Here is a 25404-nt window from a genome sequence, read left to right as displayed (position 1 = left end):
TCGGAGATGTGTATAAGAGACAGGCGCAGCGGCCTGCGCCCGAAGGCCGCCCCCATCCCCTGGGCCGCCGTCGTCCGCGCCGCCGTCGCGCTCGCCACGCCGCTCGCCGTGGGGCTCGCCTACGACCGGCCCACCTACGGCGCCCTCGCCGCCATGGGCGCCCTGTCCGGCGTGATCAGCGACACCGCCGACGCCTACCGGCTGCGGATACTGAACATCGCGATCCCCCAGCTCCTCGGCGCGCTCGGTGTCACCCTCGGCACCCTCGTCTTCGACCGGGGCTGGCTCGCCGTCGTCGTGCTGACCCTCGTCGCACTCGTCTCCGGGATGATCTCCTCGATCGGCGCGGTGGCGTCCGTCTCCGGGCTGCTCCTGCTCCTCAACGCCGTCGTCGGCGCCGGTCTCCCGATGCCCCACCCCTGGTGGGTGGCCCCGCTGCTGCTCGCCTGCGGCGGCCTCTTCGTACTCCTGCTGTCCCTGCTCGGCTGGCCCTTCCGGGGCCGGATCGCCGAACGGACCGCCGTCGCCGACGCCTACCGCGCCTCCGCCGACCTGCTGGAGGCGGCGGGCCGCCAGGACACGGACGGCGAGAACGACGGGGAGTACGACGCGAAGCGGCAGGCCGTCACCGGGGCGCTGAACCAGGCGTACGACCTCGTCCTCGCCCGCCGCGCCCGCGACCACGGCAGGCGCAGCCCCCTCGTACGGCTGCTCTCGCAGCTCAACGTGCTCATCCCGCTGGTCGAGGCCGCACCCGCCGCCCATCTGCGGCGCCGCCCGCTGCCGGACGAGATCCCGGCCGCCGTACGGGAGTTGGCGCAGGCCGTCGACGAGAGCAGGCTCGGCGGCGCCGACCTCGCCCTGCCGGTGCCCGAGACCCCCTCCGAGCGCGCCGTCGATGTCGCGCTGCGGCACGCCGCGTCCGTCGTGCACAAGGCCGACCCCGACCCGTACAACGTGGACGACCGCCTCGGCCGCCCCGCCGCGCTCGGCGTCCGGATCCGGCGCGCCGGACGCGACGTGCTGTTCAGCGAGTCTTCCTGGCGCTACGGGCTGCGCCTCGCGCTCTGCATCGGTCTCGCGCAGTCCCTGGTGTCGCTGATCGACGTACCGCGCTCGTACTGGGTCGCCCTCACCGTCACCTTCGTCCTCAAACCGGACTTCGGTTCGGTCTTCTCGCGCGGCGTCCTGCGCGCGCTCGGTACGGCGGCCGGGCTCGTCGTCGCCGCGGCCGTGCTGTCGCACGTACCGCGCGGCTGGTGGGACGTGCCGGTGATGCTGGTGCTCGCCGCGTTCATCCCGGCGGTCTCCGCGAAGAGTTACGGCTTCCAGACTGCGGCCATCACGCCCGTGATCCTGCTGCTCTCCGACGTGCTCAACCACGAGGGGTTCGCGCTGGTGGTGCCGCGTCTCGTGGACAGTCTCATCGGCTGCGCGATCGCGCTGATCGCGGGCTATCTGCTCTGGCCGGAGAGCTGGCACACCCGGATCGGCGACCGGCTGGCGGACGCCGTCGAGGACACGGCGAACTACCTGGCGTACGCCTTCGGCCCCACCACCGGCCGCACGGAGGAGGAGACGGCGGCGAACCAGGCCGAGCGGGTGCGGCGGCGGCGCGTGATCTACCGCGATCTGTCCGTCGTACGCACCGAGTTCCAGCGCGCGCTCACCGAGCCACCGCCCACCGGGACGCGCGCCGCCGCCTGGTGGCCGCTGGTCGTCGCGCTGGAACGGATCATCGACGCGACGACGGCGGCGCGGGTGCGCGTCAACCACGGTGCGCCGCCGCCCGGCGCGGCCGAGATCGCGGACGCGGAGAGGCAGTTGCGGGAGCTGGCGGCGCGGGTGCGCTCCAGTGTCGTCCTGGTGGACGTGCGCAAGGGCTGGTCGGCAGCCGACGACGAGGGAGGGGTGCTCGCGCCGCTGCGTCAGGAGCTGCGGTCGGCGCAGGCGATCACGTCGCCTCTGCGGTGACCGGGCAACGGAAGTGGCTCAGTAGTCCGGCGCCTTCAGCGTCACCCAGACCCGCTTCCCCGGCCCCCGCCTCGGCGCCACCCCCCAGTCGTCGGCGAGCGCGGCGACCAGTGCCAGCCCGCGCCCGCACTCGTCGATGGGGTCGGGCGTACGCGGCCGGGGCAGCGAGTCCCCCGCGTCCTCGACCTCCATCCGCAGCAGCCCGTCCGCCCGCCGCACGGTCACCAGGATCTCCCGCCCCGGTGGCGACCCGTGCCGCAGCGCGTTGGTCACCAACTCCGACAGCAGCAACGCGGCCGTGTCGCCCAGCTCCCCGGGCATACCCCCCGGCGGCCCGCCCGGCGGGCTCATGAGCCCGCGCAGTGCCTCCCTGGCGCGGCCGACGCTGCGGGGGTGCCGGGGGAGGCGGAGCCTCATGTGCTGGTCACAGTCGTGGTTCATGAAGATGACCTTCCCCACGACAACGACTTTTACTTTCCGTACACATGAGGTGACTGTGTGCGGTTAGGCTTCGGCCCTTCTGGAACCGGTGCCCGGTCAGTGTCCGTGGAGTTCGTCCAGCACGCGCCGTTCGCGCTTCGTCGGGCGGCCCGCGCCGCGTTCCCGGACCGCCACCGGGCCCGCGAACTCGCGGGGCGGGGGCGGCGGGCTGTTGTCCACGTAGCACTGGACGGCCACCGGGGCGCCCACCCGTTTCCGTACGACCCGTGTGAGCACGACGACCCGTTCGCGCTCCGCGTGCCGGAGCCGGATCTCGTCACCCGGCTTGATTGCGTACGCGGGCTTCACCCGCTCCCCGTTGACGCGGACGTGGCCCGCGCGGCACGCGGACGCCGCCTGGGAGCGGGTCTTGGTCAGCCGCACCGACCAGATCCAGACGTCGGCGCGTACGGTCCCCTGGTCCCCGGTCCCGGCATGAGCTTCAGCAGCGGCCATGGGTCCGAGCTTAGGGCGTTTCCCCTTCGGGCGGACCCGCCACGGTCTCCGGAGCCGTATCCGGGTCCGCGTCCGAAAGCGCGTCCCGCACCTCGTCCGCCGATGTCTCCCGCAGCTCCTCCCCGACCACCAACCAGCGCGTGATCCCCACCGATTCGAGGAACGGCAGATCGTGGCTCGCGATCAGCAGCGCGCCCTCGTACGACTCCAGCGCGCCCGTCAACTGCCGCACGCTCGCGATGTCGAGGCTGTTCGTCGGCTCGTCCAGCATCAGCAGTTGCGGGGCCGGCGCGGCGAGCAGCACCGCGGCCAGCGCCGCGCGGAAACGTTCGCCGCCCGACAGCGTGCCCGCGAGCTGCTCCGCCCGCGCCCCCTTGAAGAGGAAGCGCGCGAGCTGCGAGCGGATGTGGTTGTCCGTGCTGCCGGGTGCCAGGCGGGCGACGTTCGCCGCGACGCTCAGCCCCGGGTCGAGCACGTCGAGACGCTGCGGCAGGAACCGTGACGGCACGAGGGTCCTCGCCTCCCCCGACAGCGGCGCGAGTTCCCCGGTGAGCGTGCGCAGCAGGGTCGTCTTGCCGGAGCCGTTGCGTCCGACGAGGGCGATCCGTTCGGGGCCGCGTACGTCGAGGGTCCCTTCCCGCAGCCGTCCGAAGCGGGGCCGTACCTCGTGCAGGGTCAGCACCGTACGGCCCGCGGGTACGGCGGTACGGGGCAGGCTCACCCGGATCTCGTCGTCGTCGCGGATCGCGTCCGCCGCCTCCTCGCGCCGCTCGCGCGCGTCGCTCAGCCGCTCCTCGTGGAGAACCCGCGACTTGCCCGCCGACTCCTGCGCGGCACGTTTGAGTCCGCCCGCGACGATCCGGGGGGCCTTGCGCTGGGCGTTGAGTTTCTTGTCGTGGCGCCGGCGGCGGGCGTTCTTGATCTGCGCCTCCTCCAGCTCCCGCTTCTGGCGGCGTACGTCGGCGTCGGCGGCGCGCAGCGTGCGGCCCGCCGCCTCCCGCTCGGTGGCCAGCGCCTCCTCGTACGCGGAGAAGCCGCCGCCGTACCAGCTCACCGAGCCGGCGCGCAGCTCCGCGATGCGGTCGACGCGCTCCAGCAGCTCGCGGTCGTGGCTCACCACGACGAGCACGCCGGAGCGCCAGGTGTCGACGGCTTCGTAGAGTCTGGCGCGGGCCGCCAGGTCGAGGTTGTTCGTCGGCTCGTCCAGCAGGAGGACGTCGGGGCGCTCCAGGAGCAGCGCGGCCAGGCGCAGCAGGACCGTCTCGCCGCCGGAGATCTCGCCGACGGTGCGGTCCAGGTCGATCGCGCCGAGTCCGAGGGAGCCGAGTGTGGCGACGGCGCGTTCCTCGACGTCCCAGTCCTCGCCGACCGTCTCGAAGTGTTCCTCGCGTACGTCTCCGCTCTCGATGGCGCGTACCGCCGCGCGGCGTTCGGCGATACCGAGTGCCGCCTCGACGCGGAGGGTGGTGTCGAGGGTGATGTTCTGCGGCAGGTGGGCGAGGCTGCCGCCGACGGTGACCGAGCCTGCCGTGGGGCGCAGTTCGCCGGCCAGCAGGTGCAGGAGTGTGGTCTTGCCGGTGCCGTTGGCGCCGACGAGACCGGTGCGGCCCCGGCCGACGTTCAGGGAGAGCCCGTCGAAGACGGGGGTGCCGTCCGGCCACTGGAAGGAGAGCGCGGAGCAGGTGAGGGAGGCGCTGGGGGGCAGGGCTGTGGACATGGTGGTGGTCCTCGCTGGCGCGGTGGGATGGGGGCGTCGTATGCGAGCACCACGCGGCGACCGGGCCCGTGCGGCGGGCCGGAGGGCTTGAGACCCAGGGGGATGCGGCTGTCCGAGAGGTCACGGACGGCACAGGCATCGAGGTCACGTCCACGCGGGGGGTACGGGCCGGAGGCAGAAGCCTGGAGCCGTACCGCGTGATGATCGCGAACCTCAGATGCGCAACGTCCACCTCTGTCGGAGACAACAAGGACGCGTCGAACGATAGGCGACGGAGGCGGGGGCGGCAAAGCGTTTCCGGAGCGCCGCCGGTCGGTGCGCGGCGGGGCGGGCCCGACCATCACTAAATAGAGCGTTCATTCTAGTGATGTGCTAGCTTGACCGCTGGATAGAACGATCGTTTTAGAAACGCGAAGTGCGCGAAGTGCGCGAAGCACCTGAAGAATCAAGCGAAGAATCAAAGGGGTTGTGATGCGGAAGCAGTGGGTCACCGTCATCGGACTGGGTCCGATGGGGCACGCGATGGCCAGCACGTTCCTCGACGCCGGTCACCGCGTGACCGTGTGGAACCGGACCAGGAGCAGGGCCGACGGCCTGGTGGCCAAGGGCGCCACCCTGGCTTCCACCCCCGCCGAGGCGCTGTCCGCCGGTGAGTTCGTCATCCTGAGCCTGACCGACTACGACGCGATGTACGCCGTCCTCGGGTCCTCCACCGACGCGCTGTCGGGACGGACGCTGATCAACCTCAGCTCCGACACCCCCGACAAGGCGCGCGCGGCGGCCACTTGGGCGGCAGGCCACGGCGCGCTGCATCTCACCGGCGGTGTGACGACGCCGCCCGACGGCATCGGAAGCCAGGACTCCGTCACCTTCTACAGCGGCCCGAAGAGTGTCTTCGAGGACAGCCGGGAGATCCTGGAAGTCCTCACCGGAACCGACTACCGCGGCGAGGACCCGGGCCTGGCCGCGCTGTACTACCAGCTCCAGATGGATCTCTTCTGGACGACCTCGCTGGCTTTCCTGCACGCCCTCGCGGTGGGCGACGCGCACGGGATCAAGGCCGGGGAACTGTTGCCGCACCTCTCCGCCACGGTCTCTTCGATGCCGCACTTCTTCGGCTTCTACACCCCGCGCATCGAGGCGGGCGAGCACCCGGGCGACGTCGACCGGCTCTCCATGGGCGTCGCGAGCGTCGACCACGTCGTGCGGACGTCCAAGGACGCCGGGGTCGACGCCGCGCTGCCGGAGGCGGTCCTGTCGATCTTCCGGCGGGGTATCGCGGCCGGGCACGCCGACGACAGCTTCACCAGCCTGATCGAGAGCTTCCGCAAGCCCGTCGCCTGACCCAGCGGGTCCGTCCGGTGGCCGGGTTCGTCCCCGATCACCGGACGGGCTCAGGGGGGCCGCTGAGGTCGACTCCGAACCGCCCCGGCCGCGGACGGCACGTTCACCTTGCGCGCCCGGCTGCCGTGGCACGCGGCCCCGGGCAGATGACAATCGCCGGACGGGCTGGAAGAAGCCCGTCCGGCGATTGAGGCACAACTACGTCGGACGTCAGACGCCGATGTCGCCGCCGTCCTTGCGCCAGACCGCCACGACCGACGGGCGGACCATCTTGCCGCGGCCGTCGGGCCACGCGCTCAGCGGGTTCTCGGCCGTCGCGCCGTCGATCTCGCCCGGGTGCTGCACCGCGACCAGGACGCGCCGGTCCTGGATGATCGGGCCACAGGTCTCCGCGCCGTTCGGAACGGTGAGGAACTGCTTCAGCTCACCGCGCCGCTCCCCCTGCGTCGCCACGCCGAACAGGCCGTCGTGCGAGCCGAGTTGGGCACCGTCCGTGGAGATCCACAGGTTGCCGTGGTCGTCGAACGCCACGTTGTCCGGGCACGAGATCTGGCTGACCTTGTCCTTCGGGAAGCCCGCGAAGTAGGTCGCCGGGTCCTTCGGGTCGCCCGCGACCAGGAACAGCCGCCAGGCGAAGCCGTCGCCCGCGGCGTCGTCCCAGTTCTCGGCGAGCTCCAGGATCTGGCCGTGCTTGTTGGCCTTGCGCGGGTTGGCCTCGTCCGCCGGTGCCTTGCCCGCGGCGCCGCGGTCGGAGTTGTTCGTCAGCGCGACGTACACACGACCGGTGCGCGGCGAGGGCTCGACGTCCTCGGGGCGGTCCATCTTCGTGGCGCCGACCTTGTCACCGGCGAGGCGCGTGAAGACGTACACCTCCTCGGCGGTCATGCCGGGCACGTGCGACACGTCGCCGGTGGCGAGCGGGATCCACACGCCGGAGCCGTCGAACTCGCCGTCCTTGGGCAGCTTTCCGCTGCCGTCGACGTCCTCGACCGGGCTGTCGCCGGTCAGCTTCGCGACGTACAGCGTGCCCTCGTCCAGCAGCGTGAGGTTGTGCTGGTGGGCGGCGCGGCTGTCGCCCTTCTTCATCGCCTTGGACGACACGAACTTGTAGAAGTAGTCGAACTTCTCGTCGTCGCCCATGTAGATGACGGCACGGCCGTCGGCGGTGAGGCGCGGCTGCGCGGCCTCGTGCTTGAAGCGGCCGAGCGCGGTGCGCTTGCGCGGCGTGAAGTCTGGGTCGTACGGGTCGAGCTCGACGACCCAGCCGAAGCGGTGCGCCTCGTTGGGCTCCTGCTTCAGGTCGAAGCGCTTGTCGAACTGCTCCCACTTGCGCTCGGTGGCGGCGGTGCCGATGCCGTAGCGCTTGTCGGTGGCGCTCGATCCGTTGGCGAAGTACTGGTTGAAGTTCTCCTCGCCCGACAGGATCGTGCCCCACGGGGTGGTGCCGCCGGCGCAGTTGTTGAGCGTGCCGTAGACCTTCTTGCCCGTACCGTCGACCGAGGTGCGCAGCAGCTCGGAGCCCGCGGCCGGACCGGTGAGCCGGAATTCGGTCGTGACGGTGATACGACGGTTCAGCTCGTGACGCGGTACGACGGTGAGCTTTCCGCTGCGGGGCTCCTCGTCCACCACGACGACCGACAGGCCGTGCGCGGCCCAGGCGATCTCGACCTGCTCGCGGGTGGGCTTGGTGGCGTCGTAACCCTTGAACATCAGGATTTCGTCGGTGTACTCGTGGTTGGCCACGAGGAGCTGCTTGCCGCGCTCGCGCTTGAGCGGCAGCAGGCTCAGGAAGTCGTTGTTGTATCCGAACTGGCCGGCCTGCGCCTTGGCGGTCTGCTTGTCCGGGTTGAACTCGGGGGCGCCGCGCAGGATCGGGTCGCCCCAGCGGATGACGATGTTCTGCGTGTAGCCGTCGGGGACGGTCACCTTGTCGGCGGTGTTGGGCGCGACGGGCGCGAAGCGCAGTCCGCGCGCGCCGTCGGTCTTCTTGCCGCCGCTGCCGTTGCCGTGGCCGTTGTCGCCTCCGACGAGAGGAGTGGCGGAGGCGGGGGTGTTGCCGGTGCCCGCGACGATGGCGGTGCCCGCGGCGGCGGCGACCGTCACCACGGCGGCGCCGCGCATGATCGAGCGGCGGGAGAGAGCACCCGCTATGACATCGCCGACGTACTCGTTGTCACTGGTGTTGGGCGTCTCGTGGAAACACGCGTCACCACAGCGGTAAAGGCAGGTCATGGCGGAACGTCCGCCCGGGTGCGAGTTCAGCAGCGGCAGCAGTTTGCGCACTTTCCCCTCCGATGGGCTTAACTCGGCGCGCCCTGCGCCGACAATGTGTCGGGATATGTACGGCGGTGACGCTATGCGCGTAGGCACGCGGTTCGGCGGCCTCAGGGTGAACGCGGAATGAATGTGCGTCGACCGGGCTCCGGAGGGGGTCACACGGCCACCACATTCCAGGTCCCGGGGCGCCCCTGCCGGGGCAGGCGCCGAGTGGCCGCTAACCTTACGTATCCGCCGTGGCCAGGGATGTTGAGTTCCGGTCGGGGTATGCCCCCGGATCCCCTGTTCCAAGTGCGGATATATGCCGCACCCAACTCATCTGAAAGGCCTCGCCCATGGGCATTCGGAGCTTGCTGCGCAAGGTGTTTGGTCGCGAGCGTGCGGAGCGTGACGAGTCGGCGGCCACGACGGTACCGGCCCAGACCGAGCGCACGCATCAGCCAGAGCCCACGACGCCAGTCACCACGACGACCACGGCCACGGTGCCCGCACCGGCCAAGGAGCCGTCACCCGCCGCTTCGAGAGTGACGGCGGAGAAGTCCACGACGAAGACGGAGAGGTCGCAGAGGACGGAGAGGTCGGAGGCGGAGAAGGCCGACGACCTGGTCGCCGCCGCGTTCGACAACCCGCGTACGTCGACGCCGGAACCGAGCGTCCCGGCACAGACGAAGCGGGAGGAGCCGAAGACGGCGACCGTCCCGGCACAGGCGCAGTCCGCGCCGGAGCCGGTGAAGGCGCCGGAGCCGGAGCCGGTCGTGGAGGCCGAGGCAGAGGTCGCACCCGAGCCCGCGCCGGTGGCCGAGCCCGTTGCCGCGCCGGTGGCCGAGGTCGTACCGGAACCGGCACCCGAGCCCGAACCGGTCGTCGTACCGGCCCCGGAGCCGGTCGTCGCCGCGGAGCCCGAGCCCGCGCCCGCGCTCGTCGTCGTGGCCGAGCCCGCGCCGGTGGCCGAGCCCAAGCCCGCGCCCGTCGTCGTGGCCGAGCCCGAGCCGGTCGCCGAGGTCGTCGTACCGGCACCGGCCCCCGAGCCCGCGCCGGTGGCAGTGACCGCCCCCGAGCCGGAGGCCGTTGCCACCCTCGAGCCGGCAACGCCGGGTGGCAAGCCCGCGTTCTCCCTCGCCCGGGTCAAGTCCCGCGCGCCCGGCCTCGTCGACGCGTACAAGGCGGCCGGCGTCGCGCTCAAGGATCTCGGTCTGGCCGGGGAGCGCGCGACCGTCTACCTCGTGCTCGACCGTTCGGGTTCCATGCGCCCGTACTTCAAGGACGGCAGCGCCCAGCGCCTCGGCGAGCAGGCGCTCGCGCTCTCGGCGCACTTGGACGAGAGGGCGACCGTGCAGGTCGTCTTCTTCTCGACGGACATCGACGGTACGGGGGATGTCTCCCTCACGTCGTACGAGAACCGGGTCGACGAACTCCACGCCGGGCTCGGCCACATGGGCCGGACGAACTACCACCGCGCGGTGGAAGAGGTCGTCGCCCTGCACGAGAAGGCGGGCAACCCCGGCCCCGCGCTGGTGATCTTCCAGACGGACGGCGCCCCGACGGCCAAGCAGGCGGCGGAGCAGGCGTTCGCGGACGCGGCGAAGCTGCCGCTGTTCTGGCAGTTCGTGGCGTTCGGCGAGCACGAGGCGAAGGGGTTCGACTTCGCGCGCAAGCTGGGCGCGGACGAGAAGGCGCCGAACGTGGCGTTCTTCCACGCGGGCCCGACCCCGAAGGACCTCCCTGACGCGGAGGTCTACGGCAAGCTGCTCGCCGCGCTCCCGGCCTGGCGGTCGGCCCGCAAGGCCTGACGCGCCCGACCCGCCCGACCCGTCCGACGTCCGGGACGTCCGACGCCCATCACGAGACGCGCCCTCCGTAGACCACGGAGGGCGCGTCTCGTTGTCTCGCGCCAAGCTCAGCATGTTGAACGTGACGTGCGACGGCGGCCAGATGCCGCACCCTGTCGGCAACGTGCCGGTGGGCAAGACATGGACGTACACGATCGCGGTGTCGGGCGGCGACACGCTCGACATCACGGTCAACGGCTCCACGACGCACTACGACATCCCGTCGTCCTTCTTAAAGTACAAGCAGTACTTCAAGGCGGGCTCGTACAACCAGTCGTCGTCCGACAGCACCACCAAGGGCGCGAAGGTCGGCTTCTACGGCCTCACCGTCTCGCACAGCTGAGCCGACCCCACGAAGCGCGGCGCTCCTGCCCCCTCGCGGGCGGGAGCGCCTTCTCCACCGGCGGACCGGTCGTTGTCAGTGCCGGGTGGCATGCTCCGGTCCCATGAACAAGGACCAGTTCTGGCAGCTCATCGAGGCCGCCCGCGCGCAGGAGTCGGACCTCGGGGACGGCAGGGCGGTCGCCCGCCGTGCGGGGGAACTGCTCGCCGACCGCCCGGTCGAGGAGATCGTCGCGGCCCAGCAGACCTTCTGGGACCTGATGGCCGCCTCGTACACGAGCCCGCTGTGGGCAGCCGCGTACATAACCAACGGCGGTTGCTCCGACGACGGATTCGACTACTTCCGCGGCTGGTTGGTGTCCCAGGGGCGGGACGCCTTCGAGCGCGTCGTCGCCGACCCCGACTCCCTCGCCGACCTGCCCGTCGTACGGGCCGCGGCGGCGGACGGCGCCGAGTGCGAATGCGAGGCCGTGCTGGGCATCGTCTGGGACGCCCACATCAAGGCGACCGGCGAGCAGTTGCCCGCCGACGCGTTCAGCATCCGGTACGCGGCGCTGGACCCCGCCTGGGGCTTCGACTTCGACGACCACGACGAGATGACTCGCCGCCTGCCCCGCCTGGCAGCCCTCTACTTCGCGCCGCGCCCGGACAGGGCCTAGTTGACGGTGGTGACCGCGACGACGGTCCCGACGGAGATCGCCGCCACGGTCCGCATCACCGCGGCGTTCACGGCTTCGGCGCCCCAACTGCCCTGCTCCAGTTCCTTCGCACGCTTGTAGACCTCGCCGGACCACGGGATGGAGCGGTGCAGCTGCGGCAGGGTGCCGCTCGCGGCGAGCAGCCCGATCAGCGCCGCCGTACGGGCATCGGGCTCCACGCCGTCGATCAGGACGGCGCGGACCTCGCCCATCAGGGCCTTCTTGTGCGCGGTGTCGGCGGCCTTCGTCACGGTCGTACGGAACAGACCCAGCGTCTTCTTGCTCTCCCGGCGCAGCATGCCCCGCTCGACGAGCCGGTCGAGCACGGTCTCGCGCATCCCTGTGCCGATCTCGATGAGGAGGGTCTGCACACCCCGCACCCGCCCGGCGACCTTCCCATGGGCGGCCTGGAGCACCGGATCCGGCAGCGGATCGCCGGCGACGGCGTGCACCTTCAGACCGTTCAGTCCCTTGTCGTCCTCATCGACGGTGACATGTCCACCGAGGCCGAGTTCGGCGAGGACGGCGCCGCCGAGGGTGTAGTACAGCGTCCCGGCTCCCGCGATCGCTCCCGACGTGTCGTCGAACATCAACAGCATCAGATCTTCGACGATGAGCGTCTGGTTCCGCATGGTCACTTTCCAACCGTTGGCATCGGGAGGTACCGACCCCGTAGGAAGCGGCCCTTTCGTCCAAGCTAGCCGCGGATGGACAGGGGGTGCCGGGTGGCCTGTCACCACTGTTCATGACAGACGTCATGGTTGTGGCGGCGACGCGTACCAGGGGCACGCGCTCCCGTCCGGGCCCACCGTGAGCCCGAACCGGTCGATGCCGGGCCTGCCCCGGTCGGCCCACCACATCACGGCGGCCTCCACCTCGTCCCACAGCCGACGCGGCCCCGACTGGTGGACCGCGGCGCCGCTGCCCCCGGCACGGAACTCGGCGGCGGCCCACGACCGACTCCCCAGATCGAAGAACCACGCCTTGCCGGCGTCCTCGCCTGTCCGGTTCACGACGTGGGCGCAGTCGGGCACGCGAAGCCCGATCACGAACCGCACGGCGTCGTACCGGCGCCCCAGGTCGGCCAGTGTGAGCGGTGTGTGGGACACGTCCGCGTCGCCGGGGAAGTCGGATGACTCCGGGACGTACGTCCGGAATCGGCCCCAGTCCAGGCGCTGGTCCCGCAGCTTCATGAACTCGACCATCCGCAGGAACGGCCCGACCGCGCGCCCGTCGTCCCCCACGGTCAGCCGGACGAGGGCGTCCTGGTCGCTGTAGTGGGTTCCCCACGGGGCGAGGATGATCCCGCCCGGCCGGGTCTGCTCCAGCCAGCGGGGCGGCAGGGCCCGTACGCCCGCCGTGGCGATCACCCGGTCGTACGGTGCCGCGTCCGCCCACCCGTCCCGGCCGTCGCCATGGATCACCAGGGGGCTCGGCTGCACCCGTGCCAGCACGGCGCGGGCCCGCGCGACGACCGCCGGGTCGATCTCGACACTGACCACGTCGGAGCCGCCCAACCGGCGGGCGAGGAGCGCGGCGTTCCAGCCGGTACCGGTACCGATTTCCAGCACGCGCATGCCATCGCCCACCGCCAGGTCCCGGAGCATGGCGGCCACGACCGACGGCATGCTCGCGGAACTGGTCGGCACGACGCCCGGCACGGTGCCGGTGTGCCGGCCGTCGTCCCACTGGGTCACGAGAGGCACGTTCGCGTACGCGGCCCGCTCCCACGCGTCGGGTTCATCGGCGCGGGACACGGGGACGCTGCGCCCCGTGACCATGTCGTGCGACCAGACGAGACCGGGAAGAAACCACGCGCGCGGCACGGTCCTGAAGACGTCGGCCCACTCGGGCGTCAGGGCTCCGGCTTCAAGGAGAGACCGCACCAGCTCGTCACCGGCGCGGCCTTCCTGCTCAGAGGCGAGCGTCACTTGCGATGGCCCCCGTCGCCGGGCGGCATCTCACCGTCCGGGGGCGGCGGCGGGGGTGGCGTCCAGGGCTGGCCGGGGTGGCCGTCGCCGCCGTCCCCGTCACCGCTGTTGCTCACGACCGGTCCAATCATCGTCTGACCCTCCCTTTCACGACACGTGCGGGCCCGTCAGGCAGACCGCCGAACGGGGTCTTGCGGCCCGGCCCCCTACAAGGGGCGGGAATCTCAACGGTCGACGCGTCGAGCACCGCTTCCTGTCGGCTACTCGGACTCGAAGTCGTTCTCGGCGAGGAGCTTTTCGACGCGCGCCCGGTGCGCCGCCTCCCACTCGTCCAGGGATTCGGCCGCCTCCTTGGCCAGCTTGGCCCGCGACGCGGAAAGCACCTCGTCCCGCCGGGCGCGCGGGGTCACCACGATGCCCTCCTCGTCGGCCACCACAATGTCCCCGGCGTTCACCGCCACCCCGCCGCACCGCACTTCGCGGTTCAGCGGCCCGACCGCCGCCTTGGTCCCCGGGACGGGGATGACGCCCCGCGCGAAGACCGGAAAGCCCGACTCCCGCACCTCGGCCAGATCGCGGATCACCCCGTCGAGCACGAACCCCGCGATACCGCGCCGTTGCGCGACGGCGCAGACGTTCCCGCCCGCGAGCGCGTAGTCCACGTCGCCCGCCTGCACGACGATCACCGAGCCCGGCTCCGCGCGGTAGATCGCCGCGTGCAGCATGAGGTTGTCACCGGCCGGGCACCGCACCGTGAACGCCGGACCGGCGATGCGCGGCATCGAGGGCCAGAGCGGGCGAATGCCGATGTCCATGACCTGTTCGCGGCCCAGAAAGTCGGCGAGCGTGGTCGGGGGGATGTCCTTGAATCCACTGACGTCGTTCATGTACTTCCCTCTGACGGCGCGGCGCCGGATCCCTCAGATCGTTGGAGGTGAGGCCGGCGGTGGCGGTGGCGGTGGTGACGACGGTGGTGGCGGTGTCGATGTCGATGTCGGCGATGGATCCACCGGCGGCCGAGTCGGGCCGGCCTGCGGGCCACGGTATTGCAGCCGCGGATAGTTCCGCGGCGGATGCGGATGCGGATACGGCGGCGGCGGATACTGCGGCGCGTACGGAGGCGGATACTGCGCGACCGGCGGCGGCGCCGGCGGGTCGGGCCGGGACACCAGGAGACGTATCAGCGCCGCCAGCATCCCCGGCCCCACCAACACGGCGACGTACAGGACCATGAAGTACTCGTCCTCGGCCGTCGACTCGCCGTCGAAGTAGACGTCCGGCCGGCGATCCTGGCTGTAGAGGTACGCGATCAGCAGAGCAAGCATCGAAATGCCGATGTAGATGCCGATCCACAGCCGCCGCGCGGAGGGGTTCCGGACGGGCAGCAGCCCCAATATCAGCCATAAGAGCACCACCGGTAATCCAAAGGTGATCGCCATCCAAAACCCCCGATACGAGATGGATTTTGACCTTCGCACACCCACTGCACCTTGTCACCGGGGCAGCCGACTTCGGCGCGCCTACGGCCGCCCCCGCCGACTGTGCTCGTTGCGCTCCGCCAGCCGAACGCTCAGATCAGTCGGCGGCTGCGCGGGCGGTACGTAGTCCGGGCACTTCGGGCCGCCGCACTCGCACTTGGGCCACGCGAGCGCGGCACCCGGCCCGAGAAGCTGTTCCGCGTCGTCGCCGCCGTCGCCGTCGCCGTCCAGTTTCCGCACCACCAGCACCCCATCCGTACCGAACGCACTCATCAACCGGGCCAGAACCCGTCGCGCCTCGCTGCCGCTCACTCCGCGACCCCCTTCAGTCCTTGTTCAACGCGCCGAAGCAGCTCAGGTGTCACCGGTGCGTACACACGGGGGACGGACTCGGGCACGAGCCGCCAGAAGCCACCCCCGTGCACGACGGCGTCGAGATCGGCCGCATCGGCGGCGACACGGGACGCCCTCAGAGCGTCTGGTTCGAACATGAGTAGGACGCACCTTCCGTCATTGCGTAATTACGTTCCGTGCATCAAGAATCGGCAGATGCGGCCGTGTCCAAAAGGGTTCGGCCATAGCCGGGTTGCCGTTGGACACAGGGGAGTTCTCATGGGGGCACGGAAGTCGAACGCAGGTCAGAGGCCGTCGGCACGGCAGATGCTGGCGAGGGAACTGGCGCGGTTGCGCGAGGAGTCGGGCAAGTCGTTGGCCACGCTGGGCGAGGAGACGACATATGACCGTGCGTACCTGCACAAGCTGGAGACAGGGGCGCGGGTGGGGTCACCGGAGGTGATTACGGCCCTGAGCGGGGTGTACGGGACGGGTGAGCAGTTGTTGATGCTGTGGCAGTTGGCACGGGAGGACGCGTTCGCGGACAAGTACAAGCGGTTCATGCAGTTGGAGGCGAAGGCGACGGTCCGCTACGAGTACGCCGCCGGCGTCATTCCGGGTCTGCTCCAGACCGAGGGGTACGCACGCGAGGTACTACAGGCGGCCCGCCCACGCGACGACAACGATTTGGCGGAACAGGTCGCGGCGCGGCTGGGACGACAAGATCTGCTACGGGGTGACGACCCGCCGCACTACCGAGCCGTGCTCGATGAGTCCGTACTACGACGAGGGGGACGCGACTCCAAGGAGTGGGCGACCCAACTCACGCATCTCGTGACGGTCGGCCAACTGCCCAACGTCACGATCCAGGTGTTGCCTTTCGCTGCGGGGCTACACGCCCTCATGGGGACGTCGCTCACGATCCTGTGGCTCCCTGACGGCAAAGCCGTCGCCTACACCGAGGATCAGCACTCCGGCCAACTGTTGGAGTCCACAAAGGACGTTGAAGACCTGCGACTGTCCTACGATCTCCTGCGAGACTTGGCTCTCTCGCCCCGGGAGTCCGTGGCGTTCATCAAGCGACTGATGGAGGACGGCACATCATGCGCACCCGAACCGAGTTGAGCACCGCACAGTGGCGTAAGTCCAGCTACAGCAACTCCGACGGCGGCAACTGCGTCGAGATCGCCGACGGCCACCCCGGCATCGTCCCCGTCCGCGACAGCAAGACCCCCACCGGCCCAGTCCTACTCCTCACCCCCGCCGCCTGGGAAGACTTCATCGCCTACGCCAGCACCCAAGCTGATGCCTAGCCCCGACCTGAGCGCCGCGAACTGGCGTAAGTCCAGCTACAGCAACGGCGACGGCGGTCAGTGCGTCGAGATCGCCGACGGCCACCCCGGCGTCGTCCCCGTCCGCGACAGCAAGACCCCCACCGGCCCGGTCCTACTGCTCACCCCCGCCGCCTGGGGCGACTTCGTCGCCTACGCCGGCACCCAAGCTGATGCCTAGCCCGGTCCTCCTGCTCCCTCGGAGCGGGCGGAGGGCTTGAACGCTCATGGGGCTACACGAGTTACAGGCACGGGCACTGCGGATCCACGATCTCTACGACGAGTTGAACCAGCGCACGCGCGGCCGGGTCTGGACGCGCGAGGAGTTCATGCTGGGCTGCCGCCCGAGTGGGGCTCCCCGGCCACCCGCCTTCCGGCGGATCCGCACGCCCCCAGCCGAAGTGAGGCCGACGCGCATGAAGAGGGATATGGATCTCGCGGCGTACGAGGAACGCGCCCGCAACGGACCTTGTTTCGTCTGCGCGTTTCTCCGGGGAGACCCCGACTACCGCCACGAGACCGTCTACGAGGACGACGCCCACATCGCGTTCCTCGACCGCTGGCCCACTCTCCCCGGCCGGGTCCTCGTCGCGCCCAAGGCCCATCTGGAGCATGTCGTCAGGGACCTGGACCAGGCCGCGTACACCCGCCTCATGCTCGTCGTACGGCGCGTCGCGCTCGCCGTGGAGAGCGTGCTGCGGCCGGAGCGTACGTACCTGCTCTCACTCGGCAGCCAACAGGCCAACTCCCACCTGCACTGGCACATCGCCGCGCTGCCGCCCGGGGTGCCGCCGGAACGGCAGCAGTATCACGCGCTGATGACCGAGAACGGGGTCCTCGCGCCACCTCCCGAGGAGATCGCCGCCCTGGTCACGCGTCTGCGCGCGGCACTCTGAGCGGACTGACCCAGCGGCTCCACTTCTCCTCCGCCGCGACCGCCACGAACGTTTGATTTCACCACCCCCGGCCGGAGATCATGGCGCCTTGGCCCGGGGGTCAGCCGGGAACGGGGAAGCGGGACAACGGGGAGGGCGCGCGAATGGCGTGGGACGAGTGGGAGGGGCTCAAGGCCGACGCGGAGGGGCGCGGTTCCACACAGATGCAGCTCAACCAGCATGCGTTCGATCCAGGCGGCAGCGGTCCCTCGGAGAGCCTGAAGTCGGACAAGAAGGCGTGGGTGACGGCCGGCGAGGGCGTCACCGGCCTCAAGGCCGACATCGGCAAGGCGTTGACGGCTCTGGAGAACGGGCAGGCCGGGCTCGGTGACACCACCGGATGCCAGAGTGCCGCCGCGCAGAAGGAGTTGTACGACTCCTGGAAGAAGTACGTCGGCGATGTGAGCAGCAGGTGCGGTGAACTCGGCGGCCTGCTGGAGAAGTCGGGCCACGACCTGGCGAAGTCCGACCAGTCCGTCCTCACGGACCTGGACTCGCTCAAGGTCAAGTACGCGGACACCGAGGCCGTCGGCGGCCAGGCCCCGAAAGAGAAGTGATCTACCGTCATGGATCTCGCGACGCTGAAGTCCTTCAAGCCGTCGGAGTACGAGGAGGCCGCCGACGGTTACCGGACGACCGGTGACATGGCCAGTGCCGCCAAGGACACGGTCAACAACCGGATAACGGCCGGCATGACCAACCGGCTGAAGGGCGAGGCGGCGGCGGCCGCCCTGCGGGAGCTCCGGAACCTGTCGAAGAACTTCCACTACGCGCAGACCGAGTGCGGTCTGGTGAGCACCGCCCTCAACGGTTTCGCCTTCGACATGGCGGCGGCCAAGCGCAAGCTGGACACGGCCATGGAGGACGCCCGCGCCGACAACTGCTCCGTGCAGCAGGACGGTTCGGTCAGCTATCCCGCCGGAAAGAAACCGGGCGAGGAGAAGAACGAGCCGGGCGGCACGGTGTCCGGGAGCGCCGGGGGCAGCCCGACGTCCGACGCCCTGGAGCGGCAGGCGGCGGGCATCCACCCGAACCCGTACTACGGCAGGGCGATGGCGTACGCGAACCGGATCGCCGACGCGCTGAAGGAAGCCACCGACGCGGACGCGAAGTGGGCGCCGAAGCTGCGCGCGCTGAAGGCCGACGACGACCTGACCGTCTCCAAGCAGGACTGGTCCGACGCGCAGTCGGACATGGGCGGGGTCCGCGAGGCCGGCCAGAGCTATCTCGACTCACTGCCGCAGGTCCCGAAGGACGGCCCCCCGGCGGCCAACGCGGAGTGGTGGAAGAAGCTCAGCCCGGAGGAACAAGCGGCCTGGCTCGCGCTGCGGCCCGACACGGTGGGGGCGCTCGACGGGCTGCCCGCCACGGTTCGCGACGAGGCGAACCGCGTCGTCCTGGAGGAGAAGCGGGGCCAGCTCCAGATGGAGCTGGACTCCATGCCCAAGCCGCCCGCCAACGAGTGGACGTGGATCACGGCGGGTGCGTACCCGTCCAAGGTGCACACCGACGAGTGGATGGCGTGGCAGAACAAGCACGGCGACCGGTACGAGCAGCTCAACAAGTCCCTCAAGGGGATGGGGAGCATCCAGGACCGCTTCGACAGGACCGGTGAGAGAGGTCTGCCCGAGGCGTACCTGCTCGGATTCAGCCCGGAGGGCAACGGCCGGGCGATCGTGGCCAACGGCAATCCGGACACGGCCGACCACCAGGCGGTGTATGTGCCGGGTACGACGTCGAATCTGGGCGGGATCGGGGGCGACATCGGCCGGATGGAGAATGTGTGGCGTGTGGCCGACGGCGCCAACAATGGTTCGGTTTCCACGATCACCTGGCTCGGGTACGACGCCCCGCAGGACATCGTCAAGGATTCACCGTTCAGCCACTACGCGGATGACGGCGCCCCGGCCTACAACCGCTTCCTCGACGGCCTCGACTCGTCACGTACTGCCGATTCGGACCCGCACCGCACGGCGATCGGCCACTCGTACGGCACGACCCTCATCGGATCCGCCGCCCGGCAGGGTGATCTGAACGTGGACGACGTGATCTTCGCGGGCAGCCCCGGCGTACAGGTGAGCAACGCCGATCAGATGGATGTCCCGAAGGGGCACGTCTGGAACCAGGAGGCGAAGGGGGATGTCGTCCCCGACGTCGGACGCTTCGGGCACGGCGGAACCGACTGGCACGGAGCCTTTACGACTCCGAGTGACGAGCGCTTCGGCGCCAATCAGTTGCAGACGGACACCGAAGGTCACAGCGACTACTGGAAAGAGGACACAGACAGTCTGCGGAACCAGGGGCTTGTGGTGGCGGGCAAGGGTGAGAACGCCGACCTCAAGCCGCCGCCGGACCGCTACCGGGGTATGCGGTAGAGATGACCACGCACCGCGGCACGTGCCAGGCTGACGATCGATCCATGAAATGCCCGACCGACAGAGGCTCCTCGACTTGAAGACCAAGCTGAGCGCATCCGCGCTCCTCCTGTCCCTCGCCCTCACGACCCTCACTGGATGCGGCATGACTGACAGCAAAGGCTCCGACGACTCCGGCAGCTCTGGCAGCTCCGACGAAGTCCCCAGCGCGGGCACCAGCAACACGGAGGACGCCGCCGACAGGGCGGAGCAGGTCTCCAGCGAGCTGTACGACCTGATCGGCATCAAGGGGAAGGCGTCCGAGACCGGACCGGGCGTCTCGGAGTGCGGCGACAAGGATCCGGAGAAGTACTTCAAGATCTTTCACCCGTGGACCTTCACCCCGCCATCGGCCGATCAGCTCGAAGGTGTGATGGAGCGGCTCAAGACGGAACTGCCCAAGAACGGTTGGAAGGTTGTCGAGTACGGCCCGGACAACAGCATGAACAAGAATCTCAACCTCACGGCCGACAACGACGAGAAGAAGTACAGCGTCAAGATCGCGTACTTCGCCAAGGACGAATCGCCGAACCTCAACCTGATGCTCGTCTCCGGCTGCTACCAGGTCCCCGACGGCGAGAAGGTCTACCGCTTCTGAGGCTCCGCGCCGACGCCGCTTCCCGTCAACGCGCCGCCGACCCCGCCGACACCGCCCCGCACACTCACGGCTGCACAGCGATGGCGATCTTGCCGCGTGGGCGTCGGCGGCCCTCGCCGGCAGAGCCGCCTTCCAGCAGTGTGTGCGCCTGTGCGACGTCGGCCAGGGGTAGTACGGCGCCGATCACCGGCCGGAGTTTGCCCTGGTCGACCAGCCGGCCGAGGGCCGCGAGCTTCGCACGGCCGGGGCTGACGAAGAGGAAGTGGTACGTCGCGTTCACGCCCCACGCGGCGAGCAGGTTCTGAGGCTCGGGGATGTCCACGACGGACACCACGCGGCCTCGGTCGGCGAGGACCTCCGGGCTGCGGGCGAGAGTGTCCCCGCCCACCGTGTCCAGCACGACGTCCACCCCGCCCCGCGCGCGGACCTGCGGCACGTAGTCACCGGCCGAGAAGTCGATCGCGATGTCGGCTCCCAGTCCGGTGACGAACTCGTGATCCCTCGCCCGCGCGGTGGTCACCACCTCGGCTCCCAGCGCACTGGCGAGCTGGACGGCGACCGAGCCGACCCCGCCCGCGCCGCCGTGCACCAAGACCCGTTCCCCGACCCGCAATCCGGCTCGTTCGACCAGTGCCTCCCACGCCGTCACGCCCACGAGCGCGAGACCTGCGGCCTCGACGTGCGACAACCGTGCGGGCTTGCGGGCGACCAGGACCTGGTCGACCACGTGGAACTCGGCGTAGGTCCCCTGCCCGGCGAACACCGGCGCCAGGTACCAGACCTCGTCCCCCGGCTGGAAGTCGTCCGCCCCGGGGCCGGTCCCGGCCACCACGCCCGACACGTCGTTGCCGATCACCGCGGGCAGCGCGACCTCATCGCGGTAGTCGCCGCGCCGGGTCTGGAGGTCGAGAGGGTTCACGGACGTGGCCAGCACGCGCACCAGCACCTGCCCGGGTCCGGGAGTGGGTCTTGGCAGCTCTCGGGTGGCGAACGCGGTGGCCGCGTCACCGAAGCGGACGAGTTCCACCACGCGCATCGAAGTCGACATGCCACGACCTTAGATCGAGATATCGCGAATCGTCAATATGTACTTGCGCTACGATCACCGCATGTTCTCGGAGGCAGAGTTGCTGGCTGTGTTCCGGGCCCTGTCCAACCCGGCCCGCCGTCAGATGCTGGTGTGGCTCAAAGAGCCGATGAGTTTCCCCGGCCAGGAGCCCGCCGACGTCGAGATCGGCGTCTGCGTGACCGACATCCAGCAGCGAACAGGTCTGGGGCAGTCGACCACCTCGCAGTACCTCACGATGCTGCGGCAGGCAGGCCTGGTGATCGCCACCAGGCGGGGCAAGTGGACCTACTACCGCCGGGACGAGGCGAACATCGCCCGTCTCCTGGAGACCTTGCGCGACGTGTTCTAGACCGTCCCGGACCGTTCTGGACCGACCTGGACCGACCTCGACCGTCCTGGACCGAACGCCCTCCGAGAGCGGGCGCCGCCCCCGTCACCGCCCCGGCACCCCCGGCAGCTTCACCCGCACCGCCAGGCCCCCGTCCTCCCCGCCCGGCTCCGCCGTCACCGTGCCGCCGTGGGCCGTCACGATCGAGCGGACGATCGAGAGACCGAGGCCCGCGCCCGGACCCATCCGGTCGCGGCCCTCGCCCCGGCGGAAGGGTTCGAAGAGGACCGCGACCTCCTCCGGGGCGATGCGCGGGCCGTTGTTCCGTACGGTCAGGGCCGTACCCGACACCGAGACGGCCACCTCGCCCTTCCCGTACGCCTGCGCGTTGGCCAGCAGATTGCCGACCAGCCGGTCCAGCAGCGCCCGGTTGCCCCGTACACCGCCGGGCTGCGCCACCGTCACCGTCAGACCGTGCCGCGCCGCCTCCTCCGTCACCAGCTCGCCCCACCGGATCTCCTCCTGGTCCTCGACCTCCCGCTCGCTGCGCGCCAGGACCAGCAGCCCCTCGATGAGCCGTTCGCTGCGCCGGTTGTTGTCGAGCAGCATCTCCTTCGTACGGGCCAGGTCCTCCGGCGAGTCCGCGCCCGCGAGGCCCACCTGGATCGCCGTGCGCTGCGTGGCCAGCGGTGTACGCAGCTCGTGCGAGGCGTTCGCGATGAAACGGCTCTGGCTGTCGAAGGCCTTCTGGAGCCGGCCCAGCAGCTCGTCGAGCGTGTCGCCCAGCTCCTTCAGCTCGTCGTCGGGGCCGGTGGAGCCGATCCGCTCGTGGAGGTTGCGCTCGGAGAGCAGCCGCGCCTTCGCCGTCATGGCGTGCACGGGCCGCAGCACGCGCCCGGCCGTCCACCAGCCGACGCCGACCGCGCACAGCGCCATCACCACCAGGGCGCCCACCGACCAGAACAGCAGCTCGTCCGAGGCGGCGTCGCTGACGTTGTCGGTGAGCTGGGTGACGGTGACGGGCGCGAGCTGGCCCTCCTCGGTGAGGAGGTAGCCGTTGCCGGACGCGGGCGGCTGCGCCGGGACGACGCGGGCCGCGATCTCGGCGGCCTCCGACTCCGTACCGGCACTGGACAGCAGATTCACGACGGTGAGCAGACAGCCGCCGAGGACGAGGAAGACCGCGCCGTAGACGAGGGCGATCCGTTTTCTGATGGCGCCGGTCAAAGCACGTAACCCCCTCCGTCCACGTCCACCGTCCGGATGAGCGCCGGATCGCCGAGCTTCACCTCCAACTGCCCCACGCAGACGCGTACGACACCGGAGAGCGGGTCGGTCTGCGCGTCCCACGCCCGCTCCAGCAACTGCTGCGCGGTCACCGCCTTGCCGTCCGCCTCCAGCAGGATCTGGAGCACGGTCAGCTCCTTGACGGAGAGATCGAGGGCCAGGCCGTCACGGACCGCCGTACGGCCCACGGTGTCGAGCCGCACGCCGCGCCGCTCCAGCGTCGGCGGTAACGCCCGGGAACTGCGCCGGCGCAAAGCCCTTACCCGCGAGACCAGTTCGGGGAACTCGAACGGCTTGCCCAGATAGTCGTCCGCGCCCAGGTCGAGCCCTTTGACGCGCTCCTCCATCGAGGAGGACGCCGTGAGCATCAGGATCCGGGTCCGGGACTCGTCGGCGACGAGCTTGCGGGCGACGTCGTCGCCGTGGACGCGGGGGAGGTCACGGTCGAGGACGACGACGTCGTAGTCGTGCAGTCCGAGATAGGCGAGGGCGGCGTCCCCGCTGTAGACGGTGTCGACGGCGAAACCGGCCCGCCGCAGCCCGGTGGCGATCAGCTCCGCCAGGATTTCCTCGTCCTCGGCGACCAGCACCCGCATGATGACCCTTCCCGCCCGACCTACCCGATCCGTGCCGTCTCTCCTTCTTAAGATGCGCCGACCGGGGTCATAGGTTGTGCCGGATCCGCACTCTTTAACCACACTCTCAGGTTTAAGTGAGGTGAAGGGACCTGTGCCGGGCCGTTAGGATTTCGACCATGGCCGCCACTGGATCCGAAGAGCAGGGTGGGCGGGCGTACTACGTCACCACCCCCATTTACTACGTCAACGACGCTCCTCACCTGGGCCACGCCTACACGACCGTCGCAGGCGACGTGCTCACCCGCTGGCACCGCCAGCGCGGCGAGAAGGTGTGGTATCTCACGGGCACCGACGAGCACGGTCAGAAGATCATGCGCACGGCCGAGGCGAACGGTGTCAGCCCGCAGGAGTGGGCGGACAAGCTCGTCGACGAGGCGTGGCGGCCTCTCTGGGAACACCTCGACATCCGGAACGACGACTTCATCCGGACGACGGAGAAGCGTCACACGGACCGCGTCCAGGAGTTCGTGCAGGATCTGTTCGACAAGGACGAGATCTACAAGGGCGGCTACGAGGGCCCGTACTGCGTGGGCTGCGAGGAGTACAAGCTCCCGGGCGAACTGCTCGACGGCGAAGGTCAGTTCGCGGGGCAGAAGCTCTGCGCGATCCACAAGACGCCGGTGGAGATCCTCAAGGAGGAGAACTACTTCTTCAAGCTGAGCGAGTACGGCCCCAAGCTCCTCGCGCACTACGAGGCCAACCCGGGCTTCATCCAGCCGGAGTCCGCGCGCAACGAGGTCGTGAACTTCGTCAAGCAGGGGCTCCAGGATCTGTCGATCTCACGGTCGACGTTCGACTGGGGCGTGCCGGTGCCGTGGGACGAGAAGCACGTGATCTACGTGTGGATCGACGCGCTCCTCAACTACGCGACGGCCGTCGGCTACAACGAGAACCCGAAGAAGTTCGAGGAGACCTTCCCCGCCGACGTCCATCTCGTCGGCAAGGACATCCTGCGCTTCCACGCGATCATCTGGCCCGCCATGCTGATGGCGCAGGGCCTGCCGCTGCCGGGCAAGATCGCCGCGAACGGGTGGCTGATGGTCGGCGGCGAGAAGATGTCCAAGTCGAACCTGACCGGCATCAAGCCGCAGGACCTGACCTCGCACTTCGGCGTGGACGCGTACCGCTGGTACTTCCTGCGGGCCATCTCGTTCGGCCAGGACGGTTCGTTCTCCTGGGAGGACTTCTCCGCCCGGTACACCTCCGAGCTGGCCAACGACTACGGCAACCTCGCGTCGCGCGTCGCGGCGATGGTCGGCAAGTACTACGGCGGCACGCTGCCGGAGACGACGTCCGGCGGGGTCGCCGAGCAGGCCGTACGGGACGGGCTGGCGAAGGCGGTCACCGAGGCCGACCGGAAGATCGGCGAGGAGCTGGACTTCCAGGGCGGCATCCTGGCGATCTTCGACTTCGTGAAGCAGGTCAACGGCTACATCACGGAGCAGGAGCCGTGGAAGGTCGCGAAGGACACGTCCCCGGACGGTCAGGCGGCGCTGTCGACGATCCTGTACACGGCCTCGGAGGCGCTGCGCGGGGTGGCGGTGCTGCTGAACCCGGTGATGCCGGAGACGTCGCAGAAGCTGTGGGACTCGCTGGGCGCGGACGCCGCGCTGGGGGCCCTGGCGGACCAGCGGGTGCAGGACGCGGGCACGTGGGGCCTGCTGCCGGCGGGCACGACGGTGACGAAGGGCGCGGTGCTGTTCCCGCGTCTGGAGGAGAAGCCCGCGTAGGTCTTCCGGCGCGGCGACCGCGTCGCGCGGCTCGCGGGCCGCGCTTGTGCGCGACCGCCGACCGGGCTGCCTTCGCAGCCCGGCCGGCGGCATCTCAAGCCCGCCGCGGCCGTCCAGTTCCGCTCGGCGACCATGGCGAACCGGTCGGGCGGGCATCTCAAGCCCGTCCGGCGGCCAGTTCCGGCCCGTCCGGCGTTCGAGGACACCGCCGCCCA

The 25404-nt window shown here is 70.1% G+C and carries 27 protein-coding genes and 1 pseudogene; 14 read left to right on the top strand and 14 right to left on the bottom strand.

What is annotated here, in order from left to right:
- The first annotated feature begins 6 nt into the window (after positions 1-6).
- Complete coding sequence (locus P3L51_RS22925; protein ID WP_354607169.1) at positions 7-1974, top strand: FUSC family protein; 1968 nt, start codon at positions 7-9, stop codon at positions 1972-1974.
- Positions 1975-1992: 18 nt separating this feature from the next.
- On the opposite strand, the gene P3L51_RS22920 is transcribed toward P3L51_RS22925, so the two are convergent.
- The 3 genes from P3L51_RS22920 to P3L51_RS22910 form a co-directional block, all read right to left on the bottom strand.
- Positions 1993-2415, bottom strand: a complete 423-nt coding sequence (locus P3L51_RS22920) for an ATP-binding protein (protein ID WP_354607167.1) — start codon at positions 2413-2415, stop codon at positions 1993-1995.
- Between the two features lie 96 nt (positions 2416-2511).
- The gene (locus P3L51_RS22915) at positions 2512-2910 is read right to left on the bottom strand and encodes an RNA-binding S4 domain-containing protein (RefSeq protein WP_354607166.1); all 399 of its coding nucleotides are present in this window, start codon (positions 2908-2910) and stop codon (positions 2512-2514) included.
- A gap of 10 nt (positions 2911-2920) precedes the next feature.
- Positions 2921-4627, bottom strand: coding sequence for an ABC-F family ATP-binding cassette domain-containing protein (locus tag P3L51_RS22910; RefSeq protein WP_354607165.1), 1707 nt, complete (start codon positions 4625-4627; stop codon positions 2921-2923).
- 471 nt (positions 4628-5098) lie between these two features.
- On the opposite strand from P3L51_RS22910, the gene P3L51_RS22905 reads away from it, so the two are divergent.
- Positions 5099-5971 carry an NAD(P)-dependent oxidoreductase gene (locus tag P3L51_RS22905; protein WP_354607164.1) on the top strand — a complete coding sequence of 291 codons (873 nt, stop codon included), beginning with the start codon at positions 5099-5101 and terminating at the stop codon, positions 5969-5971.
- 210 nt (positions 5972-6181) lie between these two features.
- Here P3L51_RS22905 and P3L51_RS22900 read toward each other — a convergent pair whose 3' ends face one another.
- The gene (locus P3L51_RS22900; protein WP_354607163.1) at positions 6182-8254 is read right to left on the bottom strand and encodes a PhoX family protein; all 2073 of its coding nucleotides are present in this window, start codon (positions 8252-8254) and stop codon (positions 6182-6184) included.
- A gap of 329 nt (positions 8255-8583) precedes the next feature.
- On the opposite strand from P3L51_RS22900, the gene P3L51_RS22895 reads away from it, so the two are divergent.
- The 3 genes and pseudogenes from P3L51_RS22895 (at position 8584) to P3L51_RS22885 (ending at position 11078) form a co-directional block, all read left to right on the top strand.
- Positions 8584-10038, top strand: coding sequence for a VWA domain-containing protein (locus P3L51_RS22895; RefSeq protein WP_354607162.1), 1455 nt, complete (start codon positions 8584-8586; stop codon positions 10036-10038).
- A 133-nt stretch (positions 10039-10171) separates the two neighbouring features.
- Positions 10172-10420 (top strand): annotated as a pseudogene (locus P3L51_RS22890) (polysaccharide lyase family 7 protein); the annotation flags it as partial.
- A 103-nt stretch (positions 10421-10523) separates the two neighbouring features.
- Positions 10524-11078, top strand: a complete 555-nt coding sequence (locus tag P3L51_RS22885) for a DUF4240 domain-containing protein (protein WP_354607161.1) — start codon at positions 10524-10526, stop codon at positions 11076-11078.
- Here P3L51_RS22885 and P3L51_RS22880 read toward each other — a convergent pair.
- The 7 genes from P3L51_RS22880 to P3L51_RS22850 form a co-directional block, all read right to left on the bottom strand.
- Positions 11075-11749: a GOLPH3/VPS74 family protein gene (locus P3L51_RS22880; protein WP_354607160.1), complete on the bottom strand. Its 675-nt coding sequence runs from the start codon at positions 11747-11749 to the stop codon at positions 11075-11077. The genes P3L51_RS22885 and P3L51_RS22880 overlap by 4 nt on opposite strands.
- Positions 11750-11872: 123 nt before the next feature.
- Positions 11873-13048, bottom strand: coding sequence for a methyltransferase domain-containing protein (locus tag P3L51_RS22875; RefSeq protein WP_354607159.1), 1176 nt, complete (start codon positions 13046-13048; stop codon positions 11873-11875).
- Positions 13045-13179: a hypothetical protein gene (locus P3L51_RS22870; protein WP_354607158.1), complete on the bottom strand. Its 135-nt coding sequence runs from the start codon at positions 13177-13179 to the stop codon at positions 13045-13047. The genes P3L51_RS22875 and P3L51_RS22870 overlap by 4 nt, the downstream gene beginning before the upstream one ends.
- A gap of 129 nt (positions 13180-13308) precedes the next feature.
- A complete protein-coding gene (locus P3L51_RS22865) occupies positions 13309-13935 on the bottom strand; it encodes an RraA family protein (RefSeq protein WP_354607157.1) in 627 nt (208 codons plus the stop codon).
- 33 nt (positions 13936-13968) lie between these two features.
- Positions 13969-14487, bottom strand: coding sequence for a hypothetical protein (locus tag P3L51_RS22860; RefSeq protein WP_354607156.1), 519 nt, complete (start codon positions 14485-14487; stop codon positions 13969-13971).
- An 81-nt stretch (positions 14488-14568) separates the two neighbouring features.
- Positions 14569-14838, bottom strand: coding sequence for a hypothetical protein (locus P3L51_RS22855; RefSeq protein WP_354607155.1), 270 nt, complete (start codon positions 14836-14838; stop codon positions 14569-14571).
- Positions 14835-15017, bottom strand: coding sequence for a hypothetical protein (locus tag P3L51_RS22850; protein WP_354607154.1), 183 nt, complete (start codon positions 15015-15017; stop codon positions 14835-14837). Before P3L51_RS22850 ends, P3L51_RS22855 begins: the two co-directional genes overlap by 4 nt.
- A 121-nt stretch (positions 15018-15138) precedes the next feature.
- Here P3L51_RS22850 and P3L51_RS22845 point away from each other — a divergent pair, with 121 nt between their 5' ends.
- The 7 genes from P3L51_RS22845 (at position 15139) to P3L51_RS22815 (ending at position 20137) form a co-directional block, all read left to right on the top strand.
- Positions 15139-15984 carry a helix-turn-helix domain-containing protein gene (locus P3L51_RS22845; RefSeq protein ID WP_354607153.1) on the top strand — a complete coding sequence of 282 codons (846 nt, stop codon included), beginning with the start codon at positions 15139-15141 and terminating at the stop codon, positions 15982-15984.
- Entirely contained in the window at positions 15963-16172 is a 210-nt protein-coding gene (locus P3L51_RS22840) for a DUF397 domain-containing protein (protein ID WP_354607152.1), read from the top strand. Before P3L51_RS22845 ends, P3L51_RS22840 begins: the two co-directional genes overlap by 22 nt.
- Positions 16165-16371, top strand: a complete 207-nt coding sequence (locus P3L51_RS22835) for a DUF397 domain-containing protein (protein WP_435594506.1) — start codon at positions 16165-16167, stop codon at positions 16369-16371. Before P3L51_RS22840 ends, P3L51_RS22835 begins: the two co-directional genes overlap by 8 nt.
- A gap of 235 nt (positions 16372-16606) precedes the next feature.
- Positions 16607-17086 carry an HIT family protein gene (locus P3L51_RS22830; RefSeq protein ID WP_354607151.1) on the top strand — a complete coding sequence of 160 codons (480 nt, stop codon included), beginning with the start codon at positions 16607-16609 and terminating at the stop codon, positions 17084-17086.
- A gap of 143 nt (positions 17087-17229) precedes the next feature.
- Positions 17230-17682 (top strand): hypothetical protein, encoded by a 453-nt coding sequence (locus tag P3L51_RS22825; RefSeq protein ID WP_354607150.1) that lies wholly within the window; start codon positions 17230-17232, stop codon positions 17680-17682.
- A 9-nt stretch (positions 17683-17691) separates the two neighbouring features.
- Positions 17692-19500 carry an alpha/beta hydrolase gene (locus tag P3L51_RS22820; protein ID WP_354607149.1) on the top strand — a complete coding sequence of 603 codons (1809 nt, stop codon included), beginning with the start codon at positions 17692-17694 and terminating at the stop codon, positions 19498-19500.
- A gap of 145 nt (positions 19501-19645) precedes the next feature.
- Positions 19646-20137 carry a hypothetical protein gene (locus tag P3L51_RS22815; protein ID WP_354607148.1) on the top strand — a complete coding sequence of 164 codons (492 nt, stop codon included), beginning with the start codon at positions 19646-19648 and terminating at the stop codon, positions 20135-20137.
- Positions 20138-20201: 64 nt separating this feature from the next.
- Here the strand turns inward: P3L51_RS22815 and P3L51_RS22810 are convergent, their stop codons facing one another.
- On the bottom strand, positions 20202-21185 hold the full coding sequence (locus P3L51_RS22810; RefSeq protein ID WP_354607147.1) for a zinc-binding dehydrogenase: 984 nt from the start codon (positions 21183-21185) through the stop codon (positions 20202-20204).
- A gap of 61 nt (positions 21186-21246) precedes the next feature.
- Between P3L51_RS22810 and P3L51_RS22805 the strand changes: the two genes are divergently transcribed.
- Positions 21247-21555, top strand: coding sequence for an ArsR/SmtB family transcription factor (locus P3L51_RS22805; RefSeq protein ID WP_354607146.1), 309 nt, complete (start codon positions 21247-21249; stop codon positions 21553-21555).
- A gap of 84 nt (positions 21556-21639) precedes the next feature.
- On the opposite strand, the gene P3L51_RS22800 is transcribed toward P3L51_RS22805, so the two are convergent.
- Both P3L51_RS22800 and P3L51_RS22795 read right to left on the bottom strand, forming a co-directional pair.
- A complete protein-coding gene (locus tag P3L51_RS22800; protein WP_354607145.1) occupies positions 21640-22761 on the bottom strand; it encodes a sensor histidine kinase in 1122 nt (373 codons plus the stop codon).
- On the bottom strand, positions 22758-23417 hold the full coding sequence (locus P3L51_RS22795) for a response regulator transcription factor (RefSeq protein WP_354607144.1): 660 nt from the start codon (positions 23415-23417) through the stop codon (positions 22758-22760). The genes P3L51_RS22800 and P3L51_RS22795 overlap by 4 nt, the downstream gene beginning before the upstream one ends.
- Positions 23418-23575: 158 nt before the next feature.
- Between P3L51_RS22795 and metG the strand changes: the two genes are divergently transcribed.
- Complete coding sequence (gene metG, locus P3L51_RS22790) at positions 23576-25189, top strand: methionine--tRNA ligase (RefSeq protein WP_354607143.1); 1614 nt, start codon at positions 23576-23578, stop codon at positions 25187-25189.
- Positions 25190-25404: the final 215 nt, after the last annotated feature.

The organism is Streptomyces panacea (assembly GCF_040560175.1).
In the GTDB taxonomy this organism is placed as follows: domain Bacteria; phylum Actinomycetota; class Actinomycetes; order Streptomycetales; family Streptomycetaceae; genus Streptomyces; species Streptomyces panacea.
The sequence above is the reverse complement of the archived record's forward strand: the minus strand, read 5'-3'. Positions and strand labels throughout refer to the sequence as shown.

Bases quoted from the DNA above. Each gene is read 5' to 3' on its own strand.
- P3L51_RS22925 (WP_354607169.1), top strand. From the start codon at position 7: ATGTGTATAAGAGACAGGCGCAGCGGCCTGCGCCCGAAGGCCGCCCCC.
- P3L51_RS22920 (WP_354607167.1), bottom strand. From the start codon at position 2,415: ATGAACCACGACTGTGACCAGCACATGAGGCTCCGCCTCCCCCGGCAC.
- P3L51_RS22915 (WP_354607166.1), bottom strand. From the start codon at position 2,910: ATGGCCGCTGCTGAAGCTCATGCCGGGACCGGGGACCAGGGGACCGTA.
- P3L51_RS22910 (WP_354607165.1), bottom strand. From the start codon at position 4,627: ATGTCCACAGCCCTGCCCCCCAGCGCCTCCCTCACCTGCTCCGCGCTC.
- P3L51_RS22905 (WP_354607164.1), top strand. From the start codon at position 5,099: ATGCGGAAGCAGTGGGTCACCGTCATCGGACTGGGTCCGATGGGGCAC.
- P3L51_RS22895 (WP_354607162.1), top strand. From the start codon at position 8,584: ATGGGCATTCGGAGCTTGCTGCGCAAGGTGTTTGGTCGCGAGCGTGCG.
- P3L51_RS22885 (WP_354607161.1), top strand. From the start codon at position 10,524: ATGAACAAGGACCAGTTCTGGCAGCTCATCGAGGCCGCCCGCGCGCAG.
- P3L51_RS22880 (WP_354607160.1), bottom strand. From the start codon at position 11,749: ATGCGGAACCAGACGCTCATCGTCGAAGATCTGATGCTGTTGATGTTC.
- P3L51_RS22870 (WP_354607158.1), bottom strand. From the start codon at position 13,179: ATGATTGGACCGGTCGTGAGCAACAGCGGTGACGGGGACGGCGGCGAC.
- P3L51_RS22865 (WP_354607157.1), bottom strand. From the start codon at position 13,935: ATGAACGACGTCAGTGGATTCAAGGACATCCCCCCGACCACGCTCGCC.
- P3L51_RS22860 (WP_354607156.1), bottom strand. From the start codon at position 14,487: ATGGCGATCACCTTTGGATTACCGGTGGTGCTCTTATGGCTGATATTG.
- P3L51_RS22850 (WP_354607154.1), bottom strand. From the start codon at position 15,017: ATGTTCGAACCAGACGCTCTGAGGGCGTCCCGTGTCGCCGCCGATGCG.
- P3L51_RS22845 (WP_354607153.1), top strand. From the start codon at position 15,139: ATGGGGGCACGGAAGTCGAACGCAGGTCAGAGGCCGTCGGCACGGCAG.
- P3L51_RS22840 (WP_354607152.1), top strand. From the start codon at position 15,963: ATGCGCACCCGAACCGAGTTGAGCACCGCACAGTGGCGTAAGTCCAGC.
- P3L51_RS22835 (WP_435594506.1), top strand. From the start codon at position 16,165: ATGCCTAGCCCCGACCTGAGCGCCGCGAACTGGCGTAAGTCCAGCTAC.
- P3L51_RS22830 (WP_354607151.1), top strand. From the start codon at position 16,607: ATGAAGAGGGATATGGATCTCGCGGCGTACGAGGAACGCGCCCGCAAC.
- P3L51_RS22825 (WP_354607150.1), top strand. From the start codon at position 17,230: ATGGCGTGGGACGAGTGGGAGGGGCTCAAGGCCGACGCGGAGGGGCGC.
- P3L51_RS22820 (WP_354607149.1), top strand. From the start codon at position 17,692: ATGGATCTCGCGACGCTGAAGTCCTTCAAGCCGTCGGAGTACGAGGAG.
- P3L51_RS22815 (WP_354607148.1), top strand. From the start codon at position 19,646: ATGACTGACAGCAAAGGCTCCGACGACTCCGGCAGCTCTGGCAGCTCC.
- P3L51_RS22810 (WP_354607147.1), bottom strand. From the start codon at position 21,185: ATGTCGACTTCGATGCGCGTGGTGGAACTCGTCCGCTTCGGTGACGCG.
- P3L51_RS22805 (WP_354607146.1), top strand. From the start codon at position 21,247: ATGTTCTCGGAGGCAGAGTTGCTGGCTGTGTTCCGGGCCCTGTCCAAC.
- P3L51_RS22795 (WP_354607144.1), bottom strand. From the start codon at position 23,417: ATGCGGGTGCTGGTCGCCGAGGACGAGGAAATCCTGGCGGAGCTGATC.
- metG (WP_354607143.1), top strand. From the start codon at position 23,576: ATGGCCGCCACTGGATCCGAAGAGCAGGGTGGGCGGGCGTACTACGTC.